Here is a 19,893-nt window from a genome sequence, read left to right on the forward strand (position 1 = left end):
TGCCCCCAGGGTACTGGCGGGCGGCTGATCAGCAGGTGCGGTCGGTTGGCCTGGCCTGTCCGTGCACTTTTTTTAAGGCAATAAGCTCCTCCTGCGCATCACGTGGTGCGCTTTGCAGAACCAGGTCGATCAGTCTTCCAGGGGGGGAAGCTCCGGAAGTGGTGCCGTGGCGAATTCCCGGGCGGCATCCGCCGGAACGCCCAGGGCACGCAGCACGAACTCGGCGGTATCGGCGCCGGCGTCGCGCCAGGTCTTGTGCCCTTGCAGGACGAGGCTGATGGCCAGCAGCACCGAGCCGGCGGCCACGCCAATGACCGACAAGAGCTGCTCCTGGCGGAAGCTGTAGCGCTGGCTGGCGAGCCCTTCGAGGATGTCCCTTACCGGTGGGCCATCCCACAAGGCCTGCAGCGAGGCATGGGAGGCTCCGTAGCGCACCAGGAAGCTGCCCCAGTGGCGTTCCTCGTGGGCCCGGCGGATGTAGAAGCGAATGCCATTGGACAGGCGTTGCGCCGGATCCAGCCCGGGGGCTGCGCTCCTGCCAACGCGTTCGTTCATCTCGGATGCGAGTTTGGTGGCGACCGTCTCGAACAGCGAGTCGATGGAGTCGAGGTTCTTGTACACCGTGTTGCGCGCCAACCCGGCCTTCTGGGCCAGTTCGCTGACGTTGATGTCAGCCAGTTCCTTCTGGGCGAACAGCTGCAGGGCGGCGTCATGGATACGCTTTTGGATGATGCTCACGGATTCAGGCCTTCGCAACGTTGAATGCTCGCTAGTGAACACTGCTGTTCACGTTAAATCAACTGACGCACCGCCTATTTTTTCCCCGTATGTCCTCTAAAAAACCGGATCAAGGAATTTACTCAATGTTTTTCAACGAGTTATCGATTTTTAGAGAGTGTGGTTGGCGAATGAAGTGCATCTCGCTGATGAATAATTCTTGATCTGTGTGAACAGTGGTGATCATCATTAAGCGGTTGTGTTAGTGGTGAGTCGCCATTCGACTCTAACTCCATGTTCGCCAAGGTAACCCTCATGGCTATCCAGCAAGGGCGCATAGACGTCCATCACCATGTCATTCCCCCTGCCTTCGTCGCCACCATGCAAGCCAAGGGTATCCAGAAGGTCGCCGGGGCCCTGCTGCCCAAGTGGACGCCGGAAAAGTCCATTGCCGTGATGGATGCCAACGGCATTCAAACGGCGATTGCCTCGCTCTCCGCTCCGGGCGTGCACTTCGGTGATGGCCCGGCCCAGGCCGTCGACCTGGCCAGGCGTTGCAATGAGTTCTGCGCGGGGATGATGGCCCGCTATCCGGGCCGGTTCGGCTTCTTCGCGGTGCTGCCCATGCCCTTCACGGCACACGCTTGCAGCGAAGCCATCTACGCCCTGGACGTGCTCAAGGCCGATGGGGTGGTGCTGCTGGGCAGTACCGACGGCCATTTCCTTGGCGACCCGCTGTTCGATGAGTTGATGAGCGAGCTGGATCGCCGCCGGGCGGTGGTCTTCGTGCATCCCAACCTGCATGCGACCAGCATCGACATCGCCCTGGACATGCCGGGCTTTCTCATCGAGTTTCTCTGTGACACCACCCGAGCCGCCGTCAACCTGATCCTCACCGGGACCCAGGAGAAGTATCCCCGTACCCGCTGGATCCTGGCCCATGCCGGCGGCTTCCTGCCGTTCGTGGCCGGGCGCTTGAGCGCGGTGGACCTCGGCGATCTGCAGCGCCATGTGCCCCAAGGCGTGCAGCACTATATCGAGCGCTTCTACTTCGATACCGCGCTGTCGCCGTCACGCTACTCCATGGTGGCCTTGAAGGAGCTGGTGGACCCTTCGCACATCCTGTTCGGCAGCGACTTTCCGTTTGCCCCGGCCCCGGCCTCGGCCCTGCAATGCCGCACCCTGGATAAGTCCGACGTATTTGCCGAACCGACCAAATACGGCATTGCCCGGGGCCATGCGCTCGAGCTGTTCCCGCAGTACCGCCGGCCTGATGAGGTGGTCACGGCCTCTGCGATCTTCAAGGACGAGTCCCTGGCGGAGCGGCTGCGGCGGGCAATGACCAGGCCGATGTCCGGCCTCGCCGAGTCCATGCGAGATCGTTGATTTCCAGGGTTTATCTATAAGCACATGAGGTGGTCATGAAAGGTCTTACGTTGGTCGTGGGTGCTGACGCGCTCGTGGGGGCAGGGAGTTGGCCTCGCACATGAACAACACATCGGAGAACAAACCGCTGGGGCGCCTCGACCCTGTTGCAGGCGAGGCGACCGGCACTGCCGTCGCACGGGGGGGCAGCATCGACATTCACCGTCATACCCGGTCTCCAGCTTTGCGCGGCGTTCTGGCCCGTCACAACACCCGGTCGCTGGCCGGGCAGGAGCTGCCCGATTGGTCGCCCGAGTCGTTCATGGCGTCCATGGAGGAGGAGGGCGTGCAGACGGCCATCACCTCTGAAGTACTGCCTGGCATCCAGCTGGCCGCAACTGAACTGGCCGCTTTTTCCCGCGGCAGCAACGAGTTCTCCCGTGCCCTGGCCCAGCGTTACAAGGGGCGGGTCGGGTTCTTCGCGCACCTGCCATTGCCCTACACCGAGCTGGCTTGCGCCGAGGCCATCCACGCGCTGGATATCCTGCGCGCCGATGGCGTGGTGCTGATGGCCAGCAACGAGGGGAAATTCCTCGGCGATCCGCTGTTCGAGGAGCTGATGCACGAACTGAACCAGCGCAGTGCGGTCGTCTTCGTCCACCCCAATGTGCCGGCCAAGGATGCTCTCGGCCTGGGCACGCCATTGAGCGTGGTCGAATACCCCTGCGATGTTACGCGAGCGGGGTTGAACCTGATCCTGTCGGGCACCATGGAGCGTTTCCCCAGGATCCGCTGGATCCTCGCCCATGTCGGAGGCTTCCTGCCCTATGTCGCCTGGCGGGTATCGCTGGCGAACACCATGATCGAGTACGGCGACACCGCCCCTCAGGGCGTTCTGACCTACCTGAGGCGCTTCTACCTGGATACCGCCACCTCGCTATCGCGTCCGGCCATGGCCACATTGCGCGAGCTGTTCGAGCCGGATCGGTTGCTGTTCGGCACCGACAGCCCCTTCGCCTCGGGCGCCCGTAGCCGCGCGCAGGTCCAGGAGCTGGTCGCCTCTGGCTTCTGGAGCGCCGGTGCGGCTGTCGGTGTCGAACGTGGCAACGCCCTGGGTTTGTTCCCCGGCTACAAACAGCCCAATGAGCGAGTTGGCCCGTTGCCCATCTTCGAGCAGGAATCGCTCCTTGCCGGCGCCAGGCGCCAGGTACTTGCGCCATTGCGCACGATTGCCCAGAAGCTGAGGGAGTGACCGAGCGCGCCCATGATCGTGATGGCGCCGCAGGTACTGGAGTCGACCGCGAGAACGGTCAAGCCGGAGCACGCCCGATGGAGTGAGGTATCCGGCTGGCGAGCCCCCTGATTCGCCGATAGGTTTCCTTGGCCTCGAGGGCTCGGTCGAGCAGGTGTCCATCCGACCCTGGTGGTGCGCCGCTGTGGAAATCAGCGGCGACAAGGAGGGCCAGGCGAAAGGTCGGGCCCAGAAAGGGAAAGCAACCCAGTCCTGCCAAGCAAGGGAATTAGCTGCAGTTTTTTTGCCAGATGATCACTTGATGAAAGACATCATGAATTCAGGATCCGCGTCCTTGGATATCTTGCGGGCAAAAAACATATTGCTATTTTTTATGTTGTCCGTATCCGAGCTATCGAGAACTCTTGGGTACTCTGGTCCGCGCAGCCAGTCAATATACCTGAGGGCGTTGCTTGGGAAGTCGCTGTTTGCGTAGGATTTGTTTTCTTCACTGGTCTTTAAAATGGTGTGAAAGAAAACTTCATCAGCACAGATGGATCTTTTGAATATGTCCGTGTACCAAGGGCTCTTGCTCAGGAACTCCAGTATGTATTCAACCGAATTGGCTGTCAGGCCAAACCAGTTGGTGCCCTTATACATGGGGGGAAGGTTTTTCAGATTCTTGGAGTAGCTCTTGTTTTTGAACAAGACATTCTTTGTGATCTTGTGAATCAGCCTTATGGACCTGGATGCGATGTCTTTTTTCCGGCTGAAAAAATGCTTGGTATAACGGTATTTCACCCTTTGGTGAGGGTCGACATACGTTGTCCTTTCATCCTGGTAGTGGATGAAGTTATATCCGCTGTTCTCTGAGAGAAAGGTATCTAATTGAGTTTCTGTTTTTATCGGAATGTCATCGCCAGAGAGTAGGAAAAAATAATCGTACTCGTATTCCTTTGAGTGTTTCATCAGGCTCAATGTTGATTTGATCTGGGAGAATCCTCCCCACTTAATGTTTGATCTGTCTTCGATCAGAATTACATTTTTCTTTCTCAGGAATTCAAAATCACTGATGTTCGCTTTTCTGTCGACGTGGATGAGAATGGTGTTTTCACCGGATAGTGAAAAATAGTTTACGGTGTGTATCAGGGGGTTTGTAACCTGGTGGCAGGTTATGGCGATAACTTTTTTCATTGTCTTCTAACTGGCGCTTTAGGTCTTGTGCGAGCCGTTGATATGTTTATTGGCACTGGCTGAAGAAGTTTTGCTTCGTGTCGAAGTTGCCGAGTTCAATTGGTGGGAATAATAACATTGCAGTGAAGTTCATGCCTATCAGCCAACAGCGATTGCTACAAATCCCTCCCAAGAGTTACTCCCGCGTCAGCAGGGCGGGCTCGATGGGCCAAGGGCCTGATGGATTAGCGTCCAATCCATTGCCATGGCACTGGAGTTGTGAGGTGCCTGGGGCCGGCATTCTTCCTAGGAGCGCTGGTTCTGCCGGGCTTCAAGCGGCGTTTGCCCACTCCACTCCTTGAATGCCCGGGTGAAGGCGCTGTGCTCCGAATACCCCAGGAGCATGGCGATATCGACGATCTGCAGGCGCGGGTCGCGCAGGTATGACAAGGCCAGTTCATGACGGACCAGGTTCAGTTCGCCGCGAAAAGTGGTGCCGGTCTCTTGCAGGCGCCGTTGCAGGGTCCGCGGGGAGAGACGAAGCCGGGCCCCGATTCGCTCGATGCTTGGTTCACCCTCGTGCAGCTCCCTGGAAATGGTCTTGCGTACCTGCTCCACCATCTCATCCTGCTGTGGCAGTTGTGCCAGGAGCCGGTCCGCATGCTGTTCCAGCAATGTGATCAGCGCCGGGTCAGGGCTTTTCAGCGGCATCGCCAGCACATCCGGGGCAAAGCGCATCACCGCTTGCGCCTGGGCAAAACGCACGGGGCAGCCAAAGAACTCTTCATAAGGGCCAGGGTCAGTGGGACCTTGATGATTGAAGTCGATCTGGATCGGATCGACCGCGCCAACGACCAGGTCGCGGCAGAACTGGACCATCGCCACGATTCCCGTTTCATTGACCAAGGGGCCGGGCTGGTACTCGCTGGTGTCCCAGACGATTTCCACCCAGCCCCGTCCTTCACGGCGATACATCGGCAGGACATCGAACACCAGGCGCAGATAACGCTCCAGGCGCGCCAGGGCCGCCTCGAGGGTGTTGCAGGCCAGGAGCACCGAACCGAGCACTCCAAAGTGTCGGGCGCTGATCGTCCGGCCCAGGTGGATGCCCAGCAGCGGATCGCCCAGCTGCCGCGCAGCCATGGCCAGCATATGTTCCCAGTGCTCGACGTCGACTCCTCCGGCGCCGTTCGGATCCGGCTGCGGCCAAGGTTCTTCGAGCACTGAAACCGGATCGTGTCCGTGGGCTTTCAGGTAGTCGTAAAGCAGTTGCACGTAGGTTTCTGGAACCACGCGCCGGTGCAGTGGCTGGCTCATGCGAGCTCTCGATTGTTGTTTGGCGCAAAGTGTCAAGCCGTGCGACGGGTAGCGTCAAGCCGTTCTTTGGGCAGTGGTCAAGAATGCCCATACACGCTGCTTCGAGCGCGATGCGCTGCTGAACAGAGTGCTTGCCCACCCCCTCCCCGAGACTTGCTGAAGGTGCTGCCATGAACAACTACGACCTCAAAGGCCGCGTGATCGCCATCACCGGCGCCACAGGAGGACTGGGTAGAGCCGCGGCCCAGGCGCTGCGGGGCAGGGGGGCCAAGCTGGCGTTGCTCGACCTGGATCTTGAGGTCCTGGATAAACAGGCCGCGACCTTGGGTAAGCCCGATGAGGTGGCGGGCTGGGTCGCTGACGTGCGCTCGCTGGATAGCCTGGAAACGGCCCTGGCGGCCGTTGCGCAGCACTTCGGGGGAGTCGACGTGGTGGTGGCGGCCGCCGGCGTGGCTACCCAGGAAAGCATGGAGTCCATGAGCCCGGAGGTTTTCGAGCGGACTATCGATATCAACCTCAACGGCGTGTGGCGGACCTTCCGCGCGGCGCTTCCCCATGTGAAGAAACGCCAGGGTTACTTGTTGGCCGTCTCGTCCATGGCTGCCTTCGTGCATTCGCCGCTGAACTCCCATTACTGCGCCAGCAAGGCTGGCGTCTGGGCCATGTGCGACAGCATTCGCCTGGAGTTGGCGCAGTTGCGGGTAGGGGTCGGGTCTCTTCACCCAACGTTCTTCATGACACCCATGATGGATGCCGCGCTTCAGGGGCCTTGCAGTGCGCTGGTCTGGAACAACCACCAGGGGCTCTGGAAATTCGTGGCGTTGGAGCAGGTGGTCGCGGCGCTGGTCGATTGCATCGAGCGCCGGCGCGACACGGACACCGTGCCGGGTAGCAACAGCCTGGTGGCCAAGGCCCCCGGACTGCTACGGCGGATTATCGAGCGCATTGGCTTCGACACTGACCGCGTCGCCAAGGCTGTTAGAGAGCAGGCCAATCCCCAGGAGGCAGGCTAACCCCCACGTGCCTGCTGCTTCGCAGCCCACTGTGTTGTTGGCGTGAACTGATAAGCGGCCCGGCGGATAGCGTCAAGCAGGGCCGGCTTACCTTGCCAACAATGCAATCACGCCAGCTATTCCAACGGAAGCGAACCATGAGCGATATCAGTGAATTCCCGGTCTCGACAACGCTGCACTTTTACTCCAATGCCACTCGCTGTGTAGCCGACTTCTATCAGCCGGCAGGTGCCGGGCCGTTCCCTGTGGTGGTGATGGCCCACGGGCTGGGCGGCACCCGGGGAATGCGTATTCCTGCTTTCGCTCAACGCTTCGTGGCGGCCGGGTACGCCTGCCTGGCCTTTGATTACCGGCACTTTGGCGACAGCGATGGCGAGCCTCGCCAATTGCTGGATATCAAGCGCCAGCTGGAGGACTGGCATGCAGCGCTTGCCCATGCTCGAAGCCTTGCGGAAGTGGACCCGGAGCGTGTGGCGATCTGGGGCACCTCCTTTGGTGGCGGGCATGTGCTGACGATCGCCGCCGAGGACCCGCAGGTGGCCGCGGTGATTTCCCAGTGTCCCTTCACCGATGGCCTGGCTTCCAGTCTCGTCACCCAGCCGCTGGTGTCCATCAAGCTCACCGCGCTGGCGGTGCTGGACCGCCTCGGCGCGATGCTCGGCGCCAGGCCGGTGATGGCCGCGCTCGCCGGCCAGCCGGGTGAGACGGCGTTCATGACTTCGCCCGATAGCTGGGGCGGGTACCACGGGCTGATCGCTCCCGGTGCCAGCAATCGCAACGAAATCGCCGCACGCTTCGCCCTGGACATCATCCGCTACTACCCCGGGCGCCGGACCCCTGGCATCCAAGCTCCCGTGCTGTTCAGCGTTTGCGACCCCGATAGCGTGGCTCCGGCCAAGGCGACCCTGCGACACGCCGGGCGCGCTCCGCGTCACGAGATCAAGCGTTATCCCTACGGCCACTTCGCCATCTACGTCGGCAAGCCGTTCGAGGAAGTGGTGGCCGACCAGGTCGACTTCCTCCTGCGCACGGTCCCGGTGGCGCCAAAGAACAATGAACCTGAGCGGCGCTCCCGTGGATAACGCGGCCTGTGTACTCCCTGCATCCAAGACTCGCTAGGAAAGCAACCATGACCCGTTACGTACTCAGAGATCGCGTCATCGCCATCACCGGCGCCACCGGCGGCCTTGGCAGGGCCGCTGCCATCGCGCTGCGCGGGAAGGGGGCCAAGCTGGTCTTGTTGGACCTGGACCGCGACAGCCTCAATGCCCTGGCAATCGACCTGGGCGGTCCCGGCGTTGCCGCTGGCTGGGTGGCCGACGCGCGTTCGCTGCAGAGCCTGGAGGCGGCGCTCAAGGATGCTGCAGGGCATTTTGGCGGCATCGATGTGGTGATCGCCGGGGCGGGCATCGGCTCTCCCGAATCGCTGGAGTCCATGGAACCTGCCGCCTTCGACCGGGTTGTCGATATCAACCTCAACGGCGTCTGGCGCACCTTCCGTGCCGCTCTGCCGTATGTCAAGGCGCGCCAGGGTTACCTGCTGGCCATCTCCTCGATGGCGGCGTTCGTGCATTCGCCCCTGAACGCGCACTACACCGCCAGCAAGGCTGGGGTCTGGGCCCTGTGCGACAGCATTCGTCTGGAGCTCAAGCCCCAGGGCGTCGGGGTGGGGAGTTTGCATCCGACGTTCTTCCAGACGCCGATGATGGAGGCGGTCATCGATCATCCGTGCAGCGCCCTGGTGTGGAACAGCCACCGGGGCATCTGGAAGTTCGTGGCGCTGGACCAGGTGGTTGCTTCCCTCGTCGACTGCATCGAGCGCCGGCGTGACCTGGTCACGGTGCCGAGCAGCAACGGCATGGTGGCCAAAACATGCGGTCTGCTGCGGCGCTTGATCGAGCGGATCGGCTTCGAGCCAAGCAAGGTGGCTGAAGCGGTACGACTCACGAACACCCGCAAGACGTCCTGAGCACCGCCGGCCGGCGCTGTCCCGTGGGTCATGACCTCGATGGCGGGGTACTGGCTGGCAGCCAGGTCGTAGGCAAGGCGGCGCGGCAGTTTCCCGACCCAACAACAAGAGACAGACAGCATGAACTACGACCTTCACGGCAAAGTTGTCCTGATCACCGGTGCGGCCGGCGGCATCGGCTCCGCCACCGCCCGGGAGCTGTATGTGCACGGCGCCAACCTGGTGCTGACCGATACCCGGCAGGAGGCGGTGGACCTGTTGGCCCAGGAGTTCGATGGCCAACGAGTGCTGGCCCTGGAGCTGGACGTGACCGACAGCGCGGCGTCCAGGCAGGTGGTACACCAGGCCGTGGAGCGCTTTGGCCATCTGGACGTGGCCTTCGCCAACGCCGGCATTTCCTGGAAGGGCACGCCGGCGACCTTGCGCACCTGCGATGAGGATGAGTTCCGGCGCATCGTCGAAGTGGACCTGTTCGGCGTGTGGCATACGGTGCGCGCGGCATTGCCGGAAGTCGTGCGCAACCGCGGGCAGATCTTGGTCACTTCGTCGACCTACGCCTATCTCAATGGCATGGCCAATGCGCCCTACGCCTTGTCCAAGGCGGCGGTGGAGTCGCTGACTCGCTCGCTGCGCGCCGAGTTGGGCAGTACCGGCGCCTCTGCCAGCGTGCTCTATCCGGGCTGGGTGAATACCGCCATCGCCAAGGTCGCCTTCGGTGGCAACGCCATCGCCACCAAGATGAACGAAATCGGGGTTCCGCCGTTCTTGAACCAACCGGTGGGGCCGGAAGTGATCGGCCGTGGCGTGGTGCGGGGATTGCGCAAGCGCCAGCCGCGCATCACCGCGCCTTTTCGCTGGGCGCCCATTTCGATCATGCGCGGCATCTTCAATGTGTTCACGGATTGGCACGTTGCGCGCGAACCTCGCCTGCAGCGCTTGCTGCTGCAACTGGAGGAAGAGGTGGTGCGCAATCGCCCCCAGAGCTGAAGCCAGGTATTGACGTGGGGCCGGGTCTTGGCCAGCGTAGCGACCTGAACCCGTGTTGCATATTTTGATCGAGGAACTCTGGATGTCGTTTTGGATCAGCGCCTGTGCCGTGCTGGCTGTCGGGCTGGGTGCGTACTATCTGTTCACGGCCGCACGCAGGCCACAGTTGATCTACCAGCCCAACCCGCAGAACCAGGCGCTGATTGCCCAAGTACCGCGTTTGAGCCGACGCTTCTGGGCCACGCCCTGGTTGTTCAACGGTCACCTGCAACTGCTTGGGCTGGGGTTGAAGAAGGTCCTGGCTGCGCGCCTGAGCTACGAGCATGTCGATACCTTGCACATGGCCGATGGCGGCACCACCGCGCTGCACTGGCTTGGCTGCGATCTGCCGGAGCAGGTCCCGACCCTGGTGGTGCTGCATACCATCACCGGCTCGCCACACAGCATGCGTGGCTTCGTCCGTGATCTTAGGCGGCTCACCGGCTGGCGCGTGGTGCTATGCGAGCGTCGCGGCCACGGCCAGTTGCCGCTGACCAGCCCGCGTTTCAACACCATGGGCGATACCGCCGATCTGCGTGAACAATTGCGGCTGATCGCCGAGCGCTACCCGCAATCGGCGCTGTACGCCGCCGGCATTTCCGCCGGCACCGGCTTGCTGATCCGCTACCTGGGCGAGCAGGGCGCCGATACGCCGTTGCGGGGCGCCTTCGCCTATTGCCCGGGCTACGACATCCGCGTGGCCTTCGGCCGTGCACGTGCGCCCTATACCCGCTTGATGGCCAGGAAACTGGTGCGCCAGTTCGTGGCCCCCAATCGCCAGGCGCTGGCGCACTTGCCCAGCCTGGCGGCCCTGGAGGGTGCGCAGAGCCTGGATGAGTTCCACCGGCACCTGTACGAGTGTGCGGGTTATCCCACCCAGCAAGCCTTCCTCGAGGCCTGCAACCCGATGCTGGTGATGGAGACCGTGACCATCCCGCTGCTGGTGCTCAACGCCGAGGATGATCCGGTCTGCGTACTGGGTAACGTGCGCGATCATCAGAACGCCCTGTCACGCATGCCCAGGACGTTGTTGGCCGTTACCCGGCGAGGCAGCCACTGCGCTTATCTCGCAGGCTTTACGGCGCGTTCATGGGCACATCACCTGGCGGCCGATTTCCTGCGGGCGGTGCATGGGCAACCCAGCCCCTGATCAGCTCCCGCTTCGTTCAAATGTGCAGCGCCGGGCCTGTGGCCGCGCCATGTCGCGGCAACTTGGCCGGTATGGGCAAGCACGCAGCCGCACATGCCGATGACGATTCCCGAGCGCCGGAGCAAGTCCACCCCGATGCCGTGCGGGCCATCTTGAGTGGCGCCATGCGCATCAGCGTGAACCATTGGAAGTCCCACGCGCCTGGCGGCCCACAGCAGGGCTTTCAAGCGCATCAATGGTCAGCCGCCGGGAGCCATTCGGCACACCTCAGGTAGATAACGCTGCGGCCTGTGGTTTGTGGCGCAATGCCTCGAGCAGCAGGGTAAAGGCTGCCGACGGGTGACGGCGGCTGGGGTAGTACAGGTAATAGGGTTCGAATGTCTTGCGCCATTGCGGCAGCACTTCGACGAGCTGCCCGCTCTCCAGGGCATCACTGACGTAGGCCAGGGGCAGGTACGCCAGGCCCAGGCCGTGCAAGGCAGCCCCGCGCGCCGAGGCGATGCTGTTGCTGATGAACTGGCCCTCGACCCGGACCCGTTGCTCCTGGCCCGTCTTGGCGAACACCCAGGCGAAGTGCTCGCCATGGGTGGGCAGGCGCAGATTGATGCAGGCGTGGTCGGTCAGGTCGCGCGGCTGCTGCGGCGCTTGGCGCTGCGCGAGGTAGGCGGGCGAGCCCACCACGCTCATCGGGTGCGGTGCGCTGATGTTCACCGCAATCATGTCCTTGGCCACCAACCCGCCCCGGCGTACACCGGCATCGTAGCGGCCACTGATGATATCGGTCAGGCCGTAGTCGACGGTGAGTTCGACGTTGATATCCGGGTATTGCGGCAGGAAGTGCCTGAGCGCCGGTTGCAGCACGCTGTGCACCGCGTATTCATCGGCACTGATGCGGATGGTGCCCGAGGGCTTGTCCCGCAGCTCGGTGACTTTCTCCAGCCCCGCGTGGATCTGGCCCACCGCCGGCCCGATGAGCAGCAGCAAGCGTTCGCCGGCCGGCGTCACCGAGACGCTGCGGGTGGTGCGGGCGAACAGTGGCAAGCCGAGGCTTTCCTCCAGCCCGCGGATGACCTGGCTCAGGGCCGATTGCGAAATGCCCAGCCGCGCGGCTGCGCGGGTGAAGCTGGCTTCTTCCGCTACCGCGAGGAAAGCTTCCAGGTCTCGAAGTCGATGCCCTTGCATTTATCAAGCCTGCTTATGACTGAATGCTGATTCTGAAGGATTATCAATAGACCGCTCAAGGCCTAACCTGCATGGCACACGGCAACTGCCGAAGCAGGCATAACCCCGATTGTCATCATCAATGCAAGGATCCGGTCATGAGCCACACGATTGAAACCGTCCAGTTCCGCAACCCAGGCATGGCCTGGCACATCGCCGCGGACCTGCACTTCCCACCCCAGTTCGACAGCGACAAGCAGTATCCGGCCATCATCAGCGCGCACCCCATCGGCAGTTGCAAGGAGCAGACCTCCGGCAATGTGTATGGCGCTGCTCTGGCCAAGGCGGGGTTCGTGGTGATCGCGTTCGACGCCAGCTACCAGGGCGCCAGCGGTGGCGAGCCGCGTTTGGTCGAGGACCCGGGGCAGCGCGTGGAAGACTTTCGCCAGGTGGTCGATTACCTGGTGACGCAGCCCTATGTCGATGCCGATCGCATCGGCGTGCTGGGCATTTGCGGTGGGGGCGGCTATGCCATCAGCGCGATCAAGTCCGAACGGCGGATCAGGGCGGTGGCGAGCATCACCGGGGTCAACTTCGGGCGCCTGAGCCGTGAGGGTTTTGGCGGCTACGATCCAATCGCTACGCTGGAAGCCATCGCGGCGCAGCGCACCGCCGAGGCCCGGGGTGGCCAAGGGCGGGTGGACGATGTGCTGCCGCCATCGGTGGAAGCGGCCAAGCAAGTCGGAATCAACGACATCGATGTTCTCGAAGCCACCGATTACTACAAGACTGCACGGGGCCGTGCCGAGCATGGTCCCACCAGCTTCCTGTTTTCGCGTCGTGCGGCGGCGGTGGACTGGGATGCCTTCCACCTCGCCGAAGTGCTGTTGACCCAACCTTTGCTGCTGGTGATCGGCGACAGGCCCGGAGGCTTCGGGGCCTATCGTGACGGCCAGGAGCTCTATGGCCGCGCGGCCTCCAGAGACAAGGAGCTGCTGGTCTTGCCCAATACCTCGCACTACGAGCTGTACGACCAGCCTGAAGCGACGGCAAGGGCGCTGGCCAGGGTAGTGCCGTTCTTCCGGGCACACCTGGCAGCTTGAGGGCGGTGCGCCTCACGCTGGAAACCAGCAGGTTCCTTGTGGGTGAAGGGCTGTGGGCACGCTATGTCACAAGCACCGTTGCTATGCTTGCTGCGCCCCGGCTGGAGCGTGCTGCGGCCGGTCAAGGCCGCAACCGCCGCAGGGGCGTGCGTGTCGTCCGGCCTTGGAGCCACAAGTGCCCTGCGGCCGGGGCGTGGGAGGTTCGATCGCTCGCATGGAGGGAATAGGTGATGAGTTCGCCGCAAGCCTTGATTTTCGACGTCCAGGGAACCGTCTGCGATTTTCGCTCGAGCGTGGCCGAACAGGCCCGGCAGGTGGCAGGCGACCGCGGGGCGCACATTGACTGGGGGCGTTTCGTCGATGCCTGGCGGCGCAAGTACCGGCCGGCGCTGGATGGGATCCTTGCCGGTGCGCGGCCCTGGAGTTCGGTGGATCGCCTCTACCGGCAAGCCCTGGATGAGGTGATCGAGGCCCATGGGCTGCAATTCCTGACGCTTGATGAGCGCGAGCGGATCAATGTTGCCTGGCAGGTCATCGCGCCCTGGCCCGATGCGGTTGCCGGACTGCGGCGACTGAAGCCGCGTTTCACTTTGGTGACCCTGTCCAATGCCGACGTCAGCGCGGTCATCAACATTTCCCGCAGTGGCGGCTTGCCCTGGGATGCCATTTTCGCCGCCGAGATGGCCGGCACCTTCAAGCCCGACCCACGCACCTACCAGATGGCCCTGCGCTACCTGGGCATCGGCGCCGGAAATGCGATGATGGTCGCCTGCCACAAGTACGATCTGCTGGCCGCCGGCGCCCTGGGGCTCAAGACCGCGTTCGTGGCCAGGCCCCTGGAGTTCGGTCCTGATGGCGATGTCGATACGGCGTTCGACGCAAGGTTCGACATCAACGCCCGGGACTTCCTGGATCTTGCCGATCAGCTCGGGTGCTGAATACGCCCCGTCGTCTTTCACGGTACAGGGTCGAGCATCGTATCCAGGTCAGGGTTCATCGTGCTGTCGGACGGATTGTCTTGCGGCTCCAGGAACATCGCCTGGACGGCCTGGACCATCTGCGCCTTGGACATCTTGCCGAGCGGCAGCATCCGGTTGTGGTCGCGGTTGCCCGGGGCGCAAACGAACGCGTAGCTGCGCTGGAGCCAATAGGCGGACTGTTGCGGATCGATCCAGCCACGGCTGGTGGTCGCGTCCTTGAAGGCGTAGTCGAGGCGCCGCATGTTCCTGGCGCTGTCCAGGCGCAGCTTGTGTTCCTGGCACTTGTACTGGATCTCGTAGGCCGTCAGCACCGGCATGGTCGGGTCTTCGAAGATCTGCATGATCATGGCCGACTGCACCCCTTCAGGGGTGGGCAGGATACCGGCGGCATCGGCAATGAACACCTCGTGGCGATAGCGCTCCTGCTTGCCGTGGACTATCCAGTAATCGCCCGCGGTACCGGCCATGGCGTTGGCGCACAACAGGCTGAGCGCCAGCAGCGAACGCCCGGCGCACGGCAGAGAGTTCGCCATGGGTGGTCCTTCCTTGGTGGTTCTGGTCACGCCCGCATCGGGGCGGCGGGGCGGGACTATAGGCGGGCCAGGGCAAAGGGGTCGACTAGCGCTGATGTGCTAATGGCGCTCTGCTTTCATGGATCTGGCGGGGAAACAGGCCTGGTCAATGGACGGTGACGGCCCTGCGGCTTTCACCGATGCGGATGCGATCCAGTGCGCGGTTCAGGGCGTCCAGGGCATTGATCAGCGCCTGGGCCTCGGCTTCCCGGCCTTCTCCCCAAAGGCGTTCGGCCATCTTGTTGAGGGCCTGGATCGAGCGTTCGATATCGGCGGCGGTGGCGGTGTTGGCCCCTGCGGGTGCTTTCCTGGACATTGGCTGAAATCTCTGGGGGTCGTGATCACGACCAGGGGAACGAGTGCAAAAGGGCCGGTGAAGGTGCAGGCGATGTTCAGTCGCGCGGCGCATCACGGCGGCATTGCAGGGCCGCTGCCTGGAGTCTGGAATCGTCGCCGACATCGATGACGCTCACGCTGTCGCCGCCCAACTCGGCCGTCCGGTTGAAGGCCATGTTCAATGCATCGCCATTGGACGAGCCCTTGACAGTGAAGCCTTTGATTACCTTGCAGGCCTGGGCCGAGGCCGCAGTGACCAGGTTCACCTGGCGCCCGCCATCGGTCAATTGCGTAGTGCATGCACAGAGCAGGGTCGCCATGACGAGGCCCGGGAGGGCGGTAATGAGGTGGCGCATCATCGATAGTTCCTATGGGCTGGGCTGTGGCTTTATCTCATTAAACGCCGCCGATGCCTACATCGGCCGTCAGGTGCAAAGGGTCAGGACAGTGCCGCGCCGCGCGATGGTGAATGGCGATCGGTTACCCTTGCCAGCCAATCATTGGTTCTTTCAAGGGTATCGGTATGGGGCGCTTCCAGATCTTCAGTCATGGGCAGCTCATTGGCTGGTCCGACCTCGAACAGGGTGACCCGCCCATGGGCGTGGCTTTCGGGCTCTTCGTCCCGGGGCCTGGTTATGCCGCGATCCAGGAACAGGTCCGGGCTTGCGCCGGGAATGACCAGGGAGCGTTCAAACTGACGGTGCAAGGTGCTGGCCCCCAGCAGATTCGCGCGGCCGGCCTGTGCATTCTCGACTACTCGGCCGATGCCGGGATCGACGCCATGGAAGTGCATGTGCTGGGCATCGAGTCGCCCACCTATGACGAGCTCTTCCCCAAGCATGTCCTGGCCTACGAGCGCCAGTTCGCCCCATCCACCACAGGGAGTTGAAACATGAGCCTGCATGACTGCGCCGTGGACTTTCGGCAATTCATCGAGGAACTCAGGAACAGAGGGGATCTGGTCGACGTCACTGTCGAAGTCGACAGCGACATGGAAATGGCTGCGATCACCCGGCGGGTATACGAAGAGCGCTTGCCCGCGCCGCTGTTCCATAACGTTGCCGGCAATGCCCTGGGCGCGCGGGTGCTGGGCGCCCCAGCCGGCATGAGCGGCAAGCCGGGCGCCGAGTACGGGCGCCTGGCCCTGCACCTGGGGCTGGCGCAGGCCAGCACCGCACAAGACATCGTCGCCGCCATCCGCGCGGCGATGAAAGCCCGGCCCGTGGCCCCTCGCCATGTGCCCACGGGGCCGGTGCAGCAGAACATCTGGCGCGGTGACGAGGTGGACCTGACCCGCTTCGCCGTGCCCTTGCTCCATGAGCAGGATGGTGGCCGCTACTTGGGCACCTATGGTTTCCATGTGGTCCAGTCGCCGGACCGCTCCTGGGACAGCTGGGGCATCGGGCGCCTGATGCTGCTCGACAAGAACCGGCTCACTGGTCCGGCGATCCCCACGCAGCACATCGGCATGATCCGCCAGATGTGGACGCAGCAGGGCAAGGCCACTCCGTGGGCCATGGCCCTGGGCGCACCACCGGCGGCCGTGGCGGTGGCCGGCATGCCGCTGCCGGCCGGGGTGAGCGAGTCCGGGTATGTGGGGGCGCTGATGGGCCAGGGTCTCGACCTGGTCCAGACCCAGACCAATGGCCTGTGGGTGCCGGCCCAGGCGGAAATCATCCTCGAGGGCGAGATCAGCCTCAGCGAGACGGCGCTGGAGGGCCCCATGGGCGAGTACCACGGCTACCAGCATCATGTGGGGCACCAACAGCCGGTGTTCCATGTCCATGCCGTGACCTTCCGCGACCGACCGATCCTGCCGATCTGCGTGGCCGGGTTGCCGCCAGAGGAAAACCACACCATCTGGGGCACCATGATCTCGGCGCAGTTGCTGGAGCTACTGCAACAGGCCGGGCTTCCCGTGGACATGGTGTGGTGCTCGTACGAGGCGGCGAGTTGCTGGGCGGTGATCTCGGTGGACACCGTCGCCCTGGCGGCCCTGGACACTACGGCCAGGGCCTTCGCCGACCTGATCGCCCGGACGGTGTTCGACACCCACCCCGGCTACCTGATCCCCAAGCTGATCCTGGTGGGCAACGATATCGATATCACCGATATCGATCAGGTGGTGTGGGCGCTGGCCACGCGCTCGCATCCGGCCCATGACCATTTCAGCTATCCGCAGCAGCGCGAGTTTCCCATGGTGCCTTACCTGAATGAGGCCGACAGGGCCCGGGGCAGCGGTGGCAAGGCAGTGATCAATTGCCTGTTTCCCGAGCAGTTCCGCGGGCAGATGCGGGCCGGCACCGCCTCGTTCAAGCATTCGTTCCCGCCAGCGCTACAGGATCAGGTCCAGCAGCGCTGGGCGCAGTACGGCTACCTTGCCCGGGACTGAAGCGCTTGTGGTGATCCATTGCGGGGTCGGCAGCCGGTGCCAATGCAGGGTTGCTTGCCTGGCAGGTCCCGGGCGGGTGCAGATATCGTTGCAGAATTTGTTGCCGGAGCCGATCAAGGAGGGGTAGCGTCTGGCTCGGCCCGCCCAAAGCCTTGTGCCAGAGCTGGCGCCACATAGATGACGGCACCCAGCGCAATGCATCGCGGGGTGCTTGCGAACAGGATTTCGACCTACAGGTAAATCATGAATCATCGAGAAAAACTGCTGGAGCGACTCGAGGCGCTGGACGCGCTGGATGAGGAGCATCTTCCGTTGGTAACCCTGGACGAGTATTTCCAGGGTAACGACCAGGAGCAGTCCATCGCCCCTAATCAATGGGAGTTCGGACGGCCTTCCATCGCTCGGATCCACGCGCATTTCAAGGCGTTGGAGCAGCGTCCCGACGTCCAGGGCGTGTATGTGGGCCTGCATCAGGAGTGGGGCGAGGCGCTGGAGTCCGATGACTGGCCGGCGGCGGAGAACATCCATATCTATTCCAGTGCGCCACTGGCGGTGGCCGAGCAGTGGATCGAAGGCCTGGAAGCCGATGGCATCGGCGAGGGCTGGCCCTATGGCAAGCACGCTGGCGCGCCAGAGCCCCGGGCCGGCTACCACGTCTACACCGTCTATTGGGATTGATTTCACAACTCACAGTGAAGCAACCCGTCTTGCATATAGCCAACCACTACAGGTTGGCAGTCGTTCAACCCAGGTACAGAGTCAGTAATGGAAACTAATAAAGCCTCGATCGATGCCACGTATTCGCAGATGCAGCAGGATGGCTGGGATACCTCGAGCCCATTGCAGTGGGGGTTCTTCTTCATCGCCAAGGCCGAGGAAGACCTGATGGGGATCTATTCCGAGCTCGTCGATCACGACTATGTCGTCCAGAACGTGCATCAGGACGATGAAGGCGACTGGACGCTGTTCGTCAGCAAGACCGAGGTCCTGGCCGCGGACAAGCTCGCGCGCCGTTGCAGCGCGTTCAATGAACTGGCCGAGGCCTATGGCGCGTTCTTCGATGGCTGGGATGTGGAGCGGCTCCAGGCCGATGAGGCCGAACAGGTGCACTGAGCGAGGCGCCGGGCGCCGCATCGGCATGGCGAGAGTGGCGCCCGGGCGACACTGGCCGGGGTAATCGATGATCCATTCAGAAGGAGCCCCTGGTGGCCGGACGCGATGCAACAAGCCTGACTTCGGCGTCGATCGCCATCGTCGGCGCAGGGCTGGCAGGATTGCTCCTGGCCCGGGTGCTGCACATCCATGGTGTGGTGGCGACGGTCTATGAAGCGGAACCTTCGGCCGGCGCCCGTATCCAGGGTGGGCTGCTGGATATCCATGAATACAACGGCCAGCTGGCGCTCAGGGCTGCGGGCCTCTACGACGCCTTTTTGCGCCTGGTCCGGCCTGGCGAGGATGCCAAGCGCATCTGCGATAGCACGGGCAATGTGCTGCTGGAGCGCCCTGGTGCTGGACAGGCTACTCGGCCGGAGGTCGATCGCGGCGAGTTGCGCCAACTCCTGCTGGACTCGTTGCCCGAAGGGTGCGTGCGCTGGCAGCACAAGCTGGTCCAAGCGACGGCGATCGGTGACGGGTGCCACCGGTTGCAATTCGCCAATGGCGCCTCGGTTGTGGCCGACCTGCTGGTGGGCGCCGACGGTGCCTGGTCCAGGGTCCGGCCGCTGGTGTGCGCGACCAAGCCTCGGTACACCGGCATTTCCTTCGTCGAGACAGTCCTTTTCAAGGGGGACGAGCAGCACCCGGCGACCGCCGGGATCATCGGCCAGGGGACCCTGATGGCGGTGATGCCGGGCAAGGGCATCTTCGCCCACCGACATGCCGACGGCACCCTGCAGGCCTATGTGGCCCTGCAAGTACCGGCGGACTGGTTCAGTCCCGGGGAGCTGGCCGCGCCCACCACGGCGCTGCCGCGGATCGCCAGGGAATACGCTGGGTGGGCGCCCGCGCTCAGGGCATTGATCACCGCTTGCCAGACGGTGCCGGTCATCCGCCTGATCCACGCGTTGCCCGTCGACCACCGCTGGCAACGGACACCCGGGGTTACGCTGATGGGCGATGCCGCGCACCCGATGTCGCCGTTCGCCGGCGAGGGGGCCAACCTGGCCCTGTACGACGCTGCCGAGCTGGCCAGGGCGTTGTTGGAGTCCGCTGGTGATGTGGAGGCGGCGCTGGCCAGTTATGAGGCCGAACTCTTTGTTCGCAGCAACGAGGCCGCCGTCAGGACCGGGGCGAACCTGGAGCTGTTCTTCGATGCCGACGCGCCCGGCAGCCTGGTGGAGCTGTTCCGCCGCTTCGAGGCCGCCGCAGGTTAGCTCCTGCCATTCGAAC

21 protein-coding genes are annotated in these 19,893 nt (G+C 63.1%); 14 read left to right on the forward strand and 7 right to left on the reverse strand.

Features of this window, described 5'->3' with window-relative positions; genetic code table 11:
- Window positions 1–129: 129 nt before the first annotated feature.
- The gene (locus GDH07_RS10015) at window positions 130–738 is read right to left on the reverse strand and encodes a TetR/AcrR family transcriptional regulator (RefSeq protein WP_022639186.1); all 609 of its coding nucleotides are present in this window, start codon (window positions 736–738) and stop codon (window positions 130–132) included.
- Between the two features lie 294 nt (window positions 739–1,032).
- Here GDH07_RS10015 and GDH07_RS10020 point away from each other — a divergent pair, with 294 nt between their 5' ends.
- Both GDH07_RS10020 and GDH07_RS10025 read left to right on the forward strand, forming a co-directional pair.
- Window positions 1,033–2,103: an amidohydrolase family protein gene (locus GDH07_RS10020; RefSeq protein WP_152897412.1), complete on the forward strand. Its 1,071-nt coding sequence runs from the start codon at window positions 1,033–1,035 to the stop codon at window positions 2,101–2,103.
- 100 nt (window positions 2,104–2,203) lie between these two features.
- Window positions 2,204–3,334 carry an amidohydrolase family protein gene (locus GDH07_RS10025; RefSeq protein ID WP_152897413.1) on the forward strand — a complete coding sequence of 377 codons (1,131 nt, stop codon included), beginning with the start codon at window positions 2,204–2,206 and terminating at the stop codon, window positions 3,332–3,334.
- 294 nt (window positions 3,335–3,628) lie between these two features.
- On the opposite strand, the gene GDH07_RS10030 is transcribed toward GDH07_RS10025, so the two are convergent.
- Entirely contained in the window at window positions 3,629–4,507 is an 879-nt protein-coding gene (locus GDH07_RS10030; protein ID WP_152897414.1) for a beta-1,6-N-acetylglucosaminyltransferase, read from the reverse strand.
- A 285-nt stretch (window positions 4,508–4,792) separates the two neighbouring features.
- Window positions 4,793–5,803, reverse strand: coding sequence for an AraC family transcriptional regulator (locus GDH07_RS10035; protein WP_152897415.1), 1,011 nt, complete (start codon window positions 5,801–5,803; stop codon window positions 4,793–4,795).
- Between the two features lie 170 nt (window positions 5,804–5,973).
- Between GDH07_RS10035 and GDH07_RS10040 the strand changes: the two genes are divergently transcribed.
- From GDH07_RS10040 to GDH07_RS10060, 5 genes are all read left to right on the forward strand, one after another.
- A complete protein-coding gene (locus tag GDH07_RS10040) occupies window positions 5,974–6,816 on the forward strand; it encodes an SDR family NAD(P)-dependent oxidoreductase (RefSeq protein WP_152897416.1) in 843 nt (280 codons plus the stop codon).
- A 137-nt stretch (window positions 6,817–6,953) separates the two neighbouring features.
- Window positions 6,954–7,898: an alpha/beta hydrolase gene (locus GDH07_RS10045; protein WP_246195937.1), complete on the forward strand. Its 945-nt coding sequence runs from the start codon at window positions 6,954–6,956 to the stop codon at window positions 7,896–7,898.
- Between the two features lie 47 nt (window positions 7,899–7,945).
- A complete protein-coding gene (locus GDH07_RS10050; protein WP_152897417.1) occupies window positions 7,946–8,785 on the forward strand; it encodes an SDR family NAD(P)-dependent oxidoreductase in 840 nt (279 codons plus the stop codon).
- A 120-nt stretch (window positions 8,786–8,905) separates the two neighbouring features.
- Window positions 8,906–9,772, forward strand: a complete 867-nt coding sequence (locus GDH07_RS10055; protein ID WP_152897418.1) for an SDR family NAD(P)-dependent oxidoreductase — start codon at window positions 8,906–8,908, stop codon at window positions 9,770–9,772.
- 82 nt (window positions 9,773–9,854) lie between these two features.
- The gene (locus GDH07_RS10060; RefSeq protein ID WP_152897419.1) at window positions 9,855–10,961 is read left to right on the forward strand and encodes a YheT family hydrolase; all 1,107 of its coding nucleotides are present in this window, start codon (window positions 9,855–9,857) and stop codon (window positions 10,959–10,961) included.
- A gap of 267 nt (window positions 10,962–11,228) precedes the next feature.
- On the opposite strand, the gene GDH07_RS10070 is transcribed toward GDH07_RS10060, so the two are convergent.
- Window positions 11,229–12,143: a LysR family transcriptional regulator gene (locus tag GDH07_RS10070; RefSeq protein WP_152897420.1), complete on the reverse strand. Its 915-nt coding sequence runs from the start codon at window positions 12,141–12,143 to the stop codon at window positions 11,229–11,231.
- Between the two features lie 137 nt (window positions 12,144–12,280).
- On the opposite strand from GDH07_RS10070, the gene GDH07_RS10075 reads away from it, so the two are divergent.
- Window positions 12,281–13,225, forward strand: coding sequence for an alpha/beta hydrolase (locus GDH07_RS10075; protein WP_152897421.1), 945 nt, complete (start codon window positions 12,281–12,283; stop codon window positions 13,223–13,225).
- A gap of 230 nt (window positions 13,226–13,455) precedes the next feature.
- Window positions 13,456–14,163 (forward strand): haloacid dehalogenase type II, encoded by a 708-nt coding sequence (locus GDH07_RS10080; protein ID WP_152897422.1) that lies wholly within the window; start codon window positions 13,456–13,458, stop codon window positions 14,161–14,163.
- A 17-nt stretch (window positions 14,164–14,180) separates the two neighbouring features.
- On the opposite strand, the gene GDH07_RS10085 is transcribed toward GDH07_RS10080, so the two are convergent.
- From GDH07_RS10085 to GDH07_RS10095, 3 genes are all read right to left on the reverse strand, one after another.
- Window positions 14,181–14,738, reverse strand: coding sequence for a hypothetical protein (locus GDH07_RS10085; protein WP_178124037.1), 558 nt, complete (start codon window positions 14,736–14,738; stop codon window positions 14,181–14,183).
- A gap of 145 nt (window positions 14,739–14,883) precedes the next feature.
- Window positions 14,884–15,093 (reverse strand): hypothetical protein, encoded by a 210-nt coding sequence (locus GDH07_RS10090; RefSeq protein ID WP_152897423.1) that lies wholly within the window; start codon window positions 15,091–15,093, stop codon window positions 14,884–14,886.
- A 76-nt stretch (window positions 15,094–15,169) separates the two neighbouring features.
- Window positions 15,170–15,472, reverse strand: a complete 303-nt coding sequence (locus GDH07_RS10095) for a DUF4156 domain-containing protein (RefSeq protein WP_178124038.1) — start codon at window positions 15,470–15,472, stop codon at window positions 15,170–15,172.
- Window positions 15,473–15,636: 164 nt separating this feature from the next.
- On the opposite strand from GDH07_RS10095, the gene GDH07_RS10100 reads away from it, so the two are divergent.
- The 5 genes from GDH07_RS10100 (at window position 15,637) to GDH07_RS10120 (ending at window position 19,877) form a co-directional block, all read left to right on the forward strand.
- Window positions 15,637–16,002: a hypothetical protein gene (locus GDH07_RS10100; protein WP_178124039.1), complete on the forward strand. Its 366-nt coding sequence runs from the start codon at window positions 15,637–15,639 to the stop codon at window positions 16,000–16,002.
- A 3-nt stretch (window positions 16,003–16,005) separates the two neighbouring features.
- Window positions 16,006–17,505, forward strand: coding sequence for a UbiD family decarboxylase (locus tag GDH07_RS10105; protein ID WP_152897424.1), 1,500 nt, complete (start codon window positions 16,006–16,008; stop codon window positions 17,503–17,505).
- A gap of 243 nt (window positions 17,506–17,748) precedes the next feature.
- Complete coding sequence (locus GDH07_RS10110; protein ID WP_022639166.1) at window positions 17,749–18,183, forward strand: hypothetical protein; 435 nt, start codon at window positions 17,749–17,751, stop codon at window positions 18,181–18,183.
- An 87-nt stretch (window positions 18,184–18,270) separates the two neighbouring features.
- Window positions 18,271–18,618, forward strand: coding sequence for a ribonuclease E inhibitor RraB (locus GDH07_RS10115; protein WP_152897425.1), 348 nt, complete (start codon window positions 18,271–18,273; stop codon window positions 18,616–18,618).
- Window positions 18,619–18,710: 92 nt separating this feature from the next.
- Window positions 18,711–19,877, forward strand: coding sequence for an FAD-dependent oxidoreductase (locus GDH07_RS10120; protein ID WP_343038213.1), 1,167 nt, complete (start codon window positions 18,711–18,713; stop codon window positions 19,875–19,877).
- Window positions 19,878–19,893 lie beyond the last annotated feature (16 nt).

It is taken from the genome of Pseudomonas piscis, from assembly GCF_009380155.1.
GTDB classification, from domain to species: Bacteria; Pseudomonadota; Gammaproteobacteria; order Pseudomonadales; family Pseudomonadaceae; genus Aquipseudomonas; species Aquipseudomonas piscis.

Coding starts and splice junctions, on each gene's coding strand:
- GDH07_RS10025 (WP_152897413.1), top strand. CDS start 2,204: ATGAACAACACATCGGAGAACAAACCGCTGGGGCGCCTCGACCCTGTT.
- GDH07_RS10090 (WP_152897423.1), bottom strand. CDS start 15,093: ATGTCCAGGAAAGCACCCGCAGGGGCCAACACCGCCACCGCCGCCGAT.
- GDH07_RS10020 (WP_152897412.1), top strand. CDS start 1,033: ATGGCTATCCAGCAAGGGCGCATAGACGTCCATCACCATGTCATTCCC.
- GDH07_RS10080 (WP_152897422.1), top strand. CDS start 13,456: ATGAGTTCGCCGCAAGCCTTGATTTTCGACGTCCAGGGAACCGTCTGC.
- GDH07_RS10030 (WP_152897414.1), bottom strand. CDS start 4,507: ATGAAAAAAGTTATCGCCATAACCTGCCACCAGGTTACAAACCCCCTG.
- GDH07_RS10070 (WP_152897420.1), bottom strand. CDS start 12,143: ATGCAAGGGCATCGACTTCGAGACCTGGAAGCTTTCCTCGCGGTAGCG.
- GDH07_RS10095 (WP_178124038.1), bottom strand. CDS start 15,472: ATGATGCGCCACCTCATTACCGCCCTCCCGGGCCTCGTCATGGCGACC.
- GDH07_RS10085 (WP_178124037.1), bottom strand. CDS start 14,738: ATGGCGAACTCTCTGCCGTGCGCCGGGCGTTCGCTGCTGGCGCTCAGC.
- GDH07_RS10100 (WP_178124039.1), top strand. CDS start 15,637: ATGGGGCGCTTCCAGATCTTCAGTCATGGGCAGCTCATTGGCTGGTCC.
- GDH07_RS10075 (WP_152897421.1), top strand. CDS start 12,281: ATGAGCCACACGATTGAAACCGTCCAGTTCCGCAACCCAGGCATGGCC.
- GDH07_RS10050 (WP_152897417.1), top strand. CDS start 7,946: ATGACCCGTTACGTACTCAGAGATCGCGTCATCGCCATCACCGGCGCC.
- GDH07_RS10110 (WP_022639166.1), top strand. CDS start 17,749: ATGAATCATCGAGAAAAACTGCTGGAGCGACTCGAGGCGCTGGACGCG.
- GDH07_RS10060 (WP_152897419.1), top strand. CDS start 9,855: ATGTCGTTTTGGATCAGCGCCTGTGCCGTGCTGGCTGTCGGGCTGGGT.
- GDH07_RS10055 (WP_152897418.1), top strand. CDS start 8,906: ATGAACTACGACCTTCACGGCAAAGTTGTCCTGATCACCGGTGCGGCC.
- GDH07_RS10045 (WP_246195937.1), top strand. CDS start 6,954: ATGAGCGATATCAGTGAATTCCCGGTCTCGACAACGCTGCACTTTTAC.
- GDH07_RS10105 (WP_152897424.1), top strand. CDS start 16,006: ATGAGCCTGCATGACTGCGCCGTGGACTTTCGGCAATTCATCGAGGAA.
- GDH07_RS10035 (WP_152897415.1), bottom strand. CDS start 5,803: ATGAGCCAGCCACTGCACCGGCGCGTGGTTCCAGAAACCTACGTGCAA.
- GDH07_RS10040 (WP_152897416.1), top strand. CDS start 5,974: ATGAACAACTACGACCTCAAAGGCCGCGTGATCGCCATCACCGGCGCC.
- GDH07_RS10115 (WP_152897425.1), top strand. CDS start 18,271: ATGGAAACTAATAAAGCCTCGATCGATGCCACGTATTCGCAGATGCAG.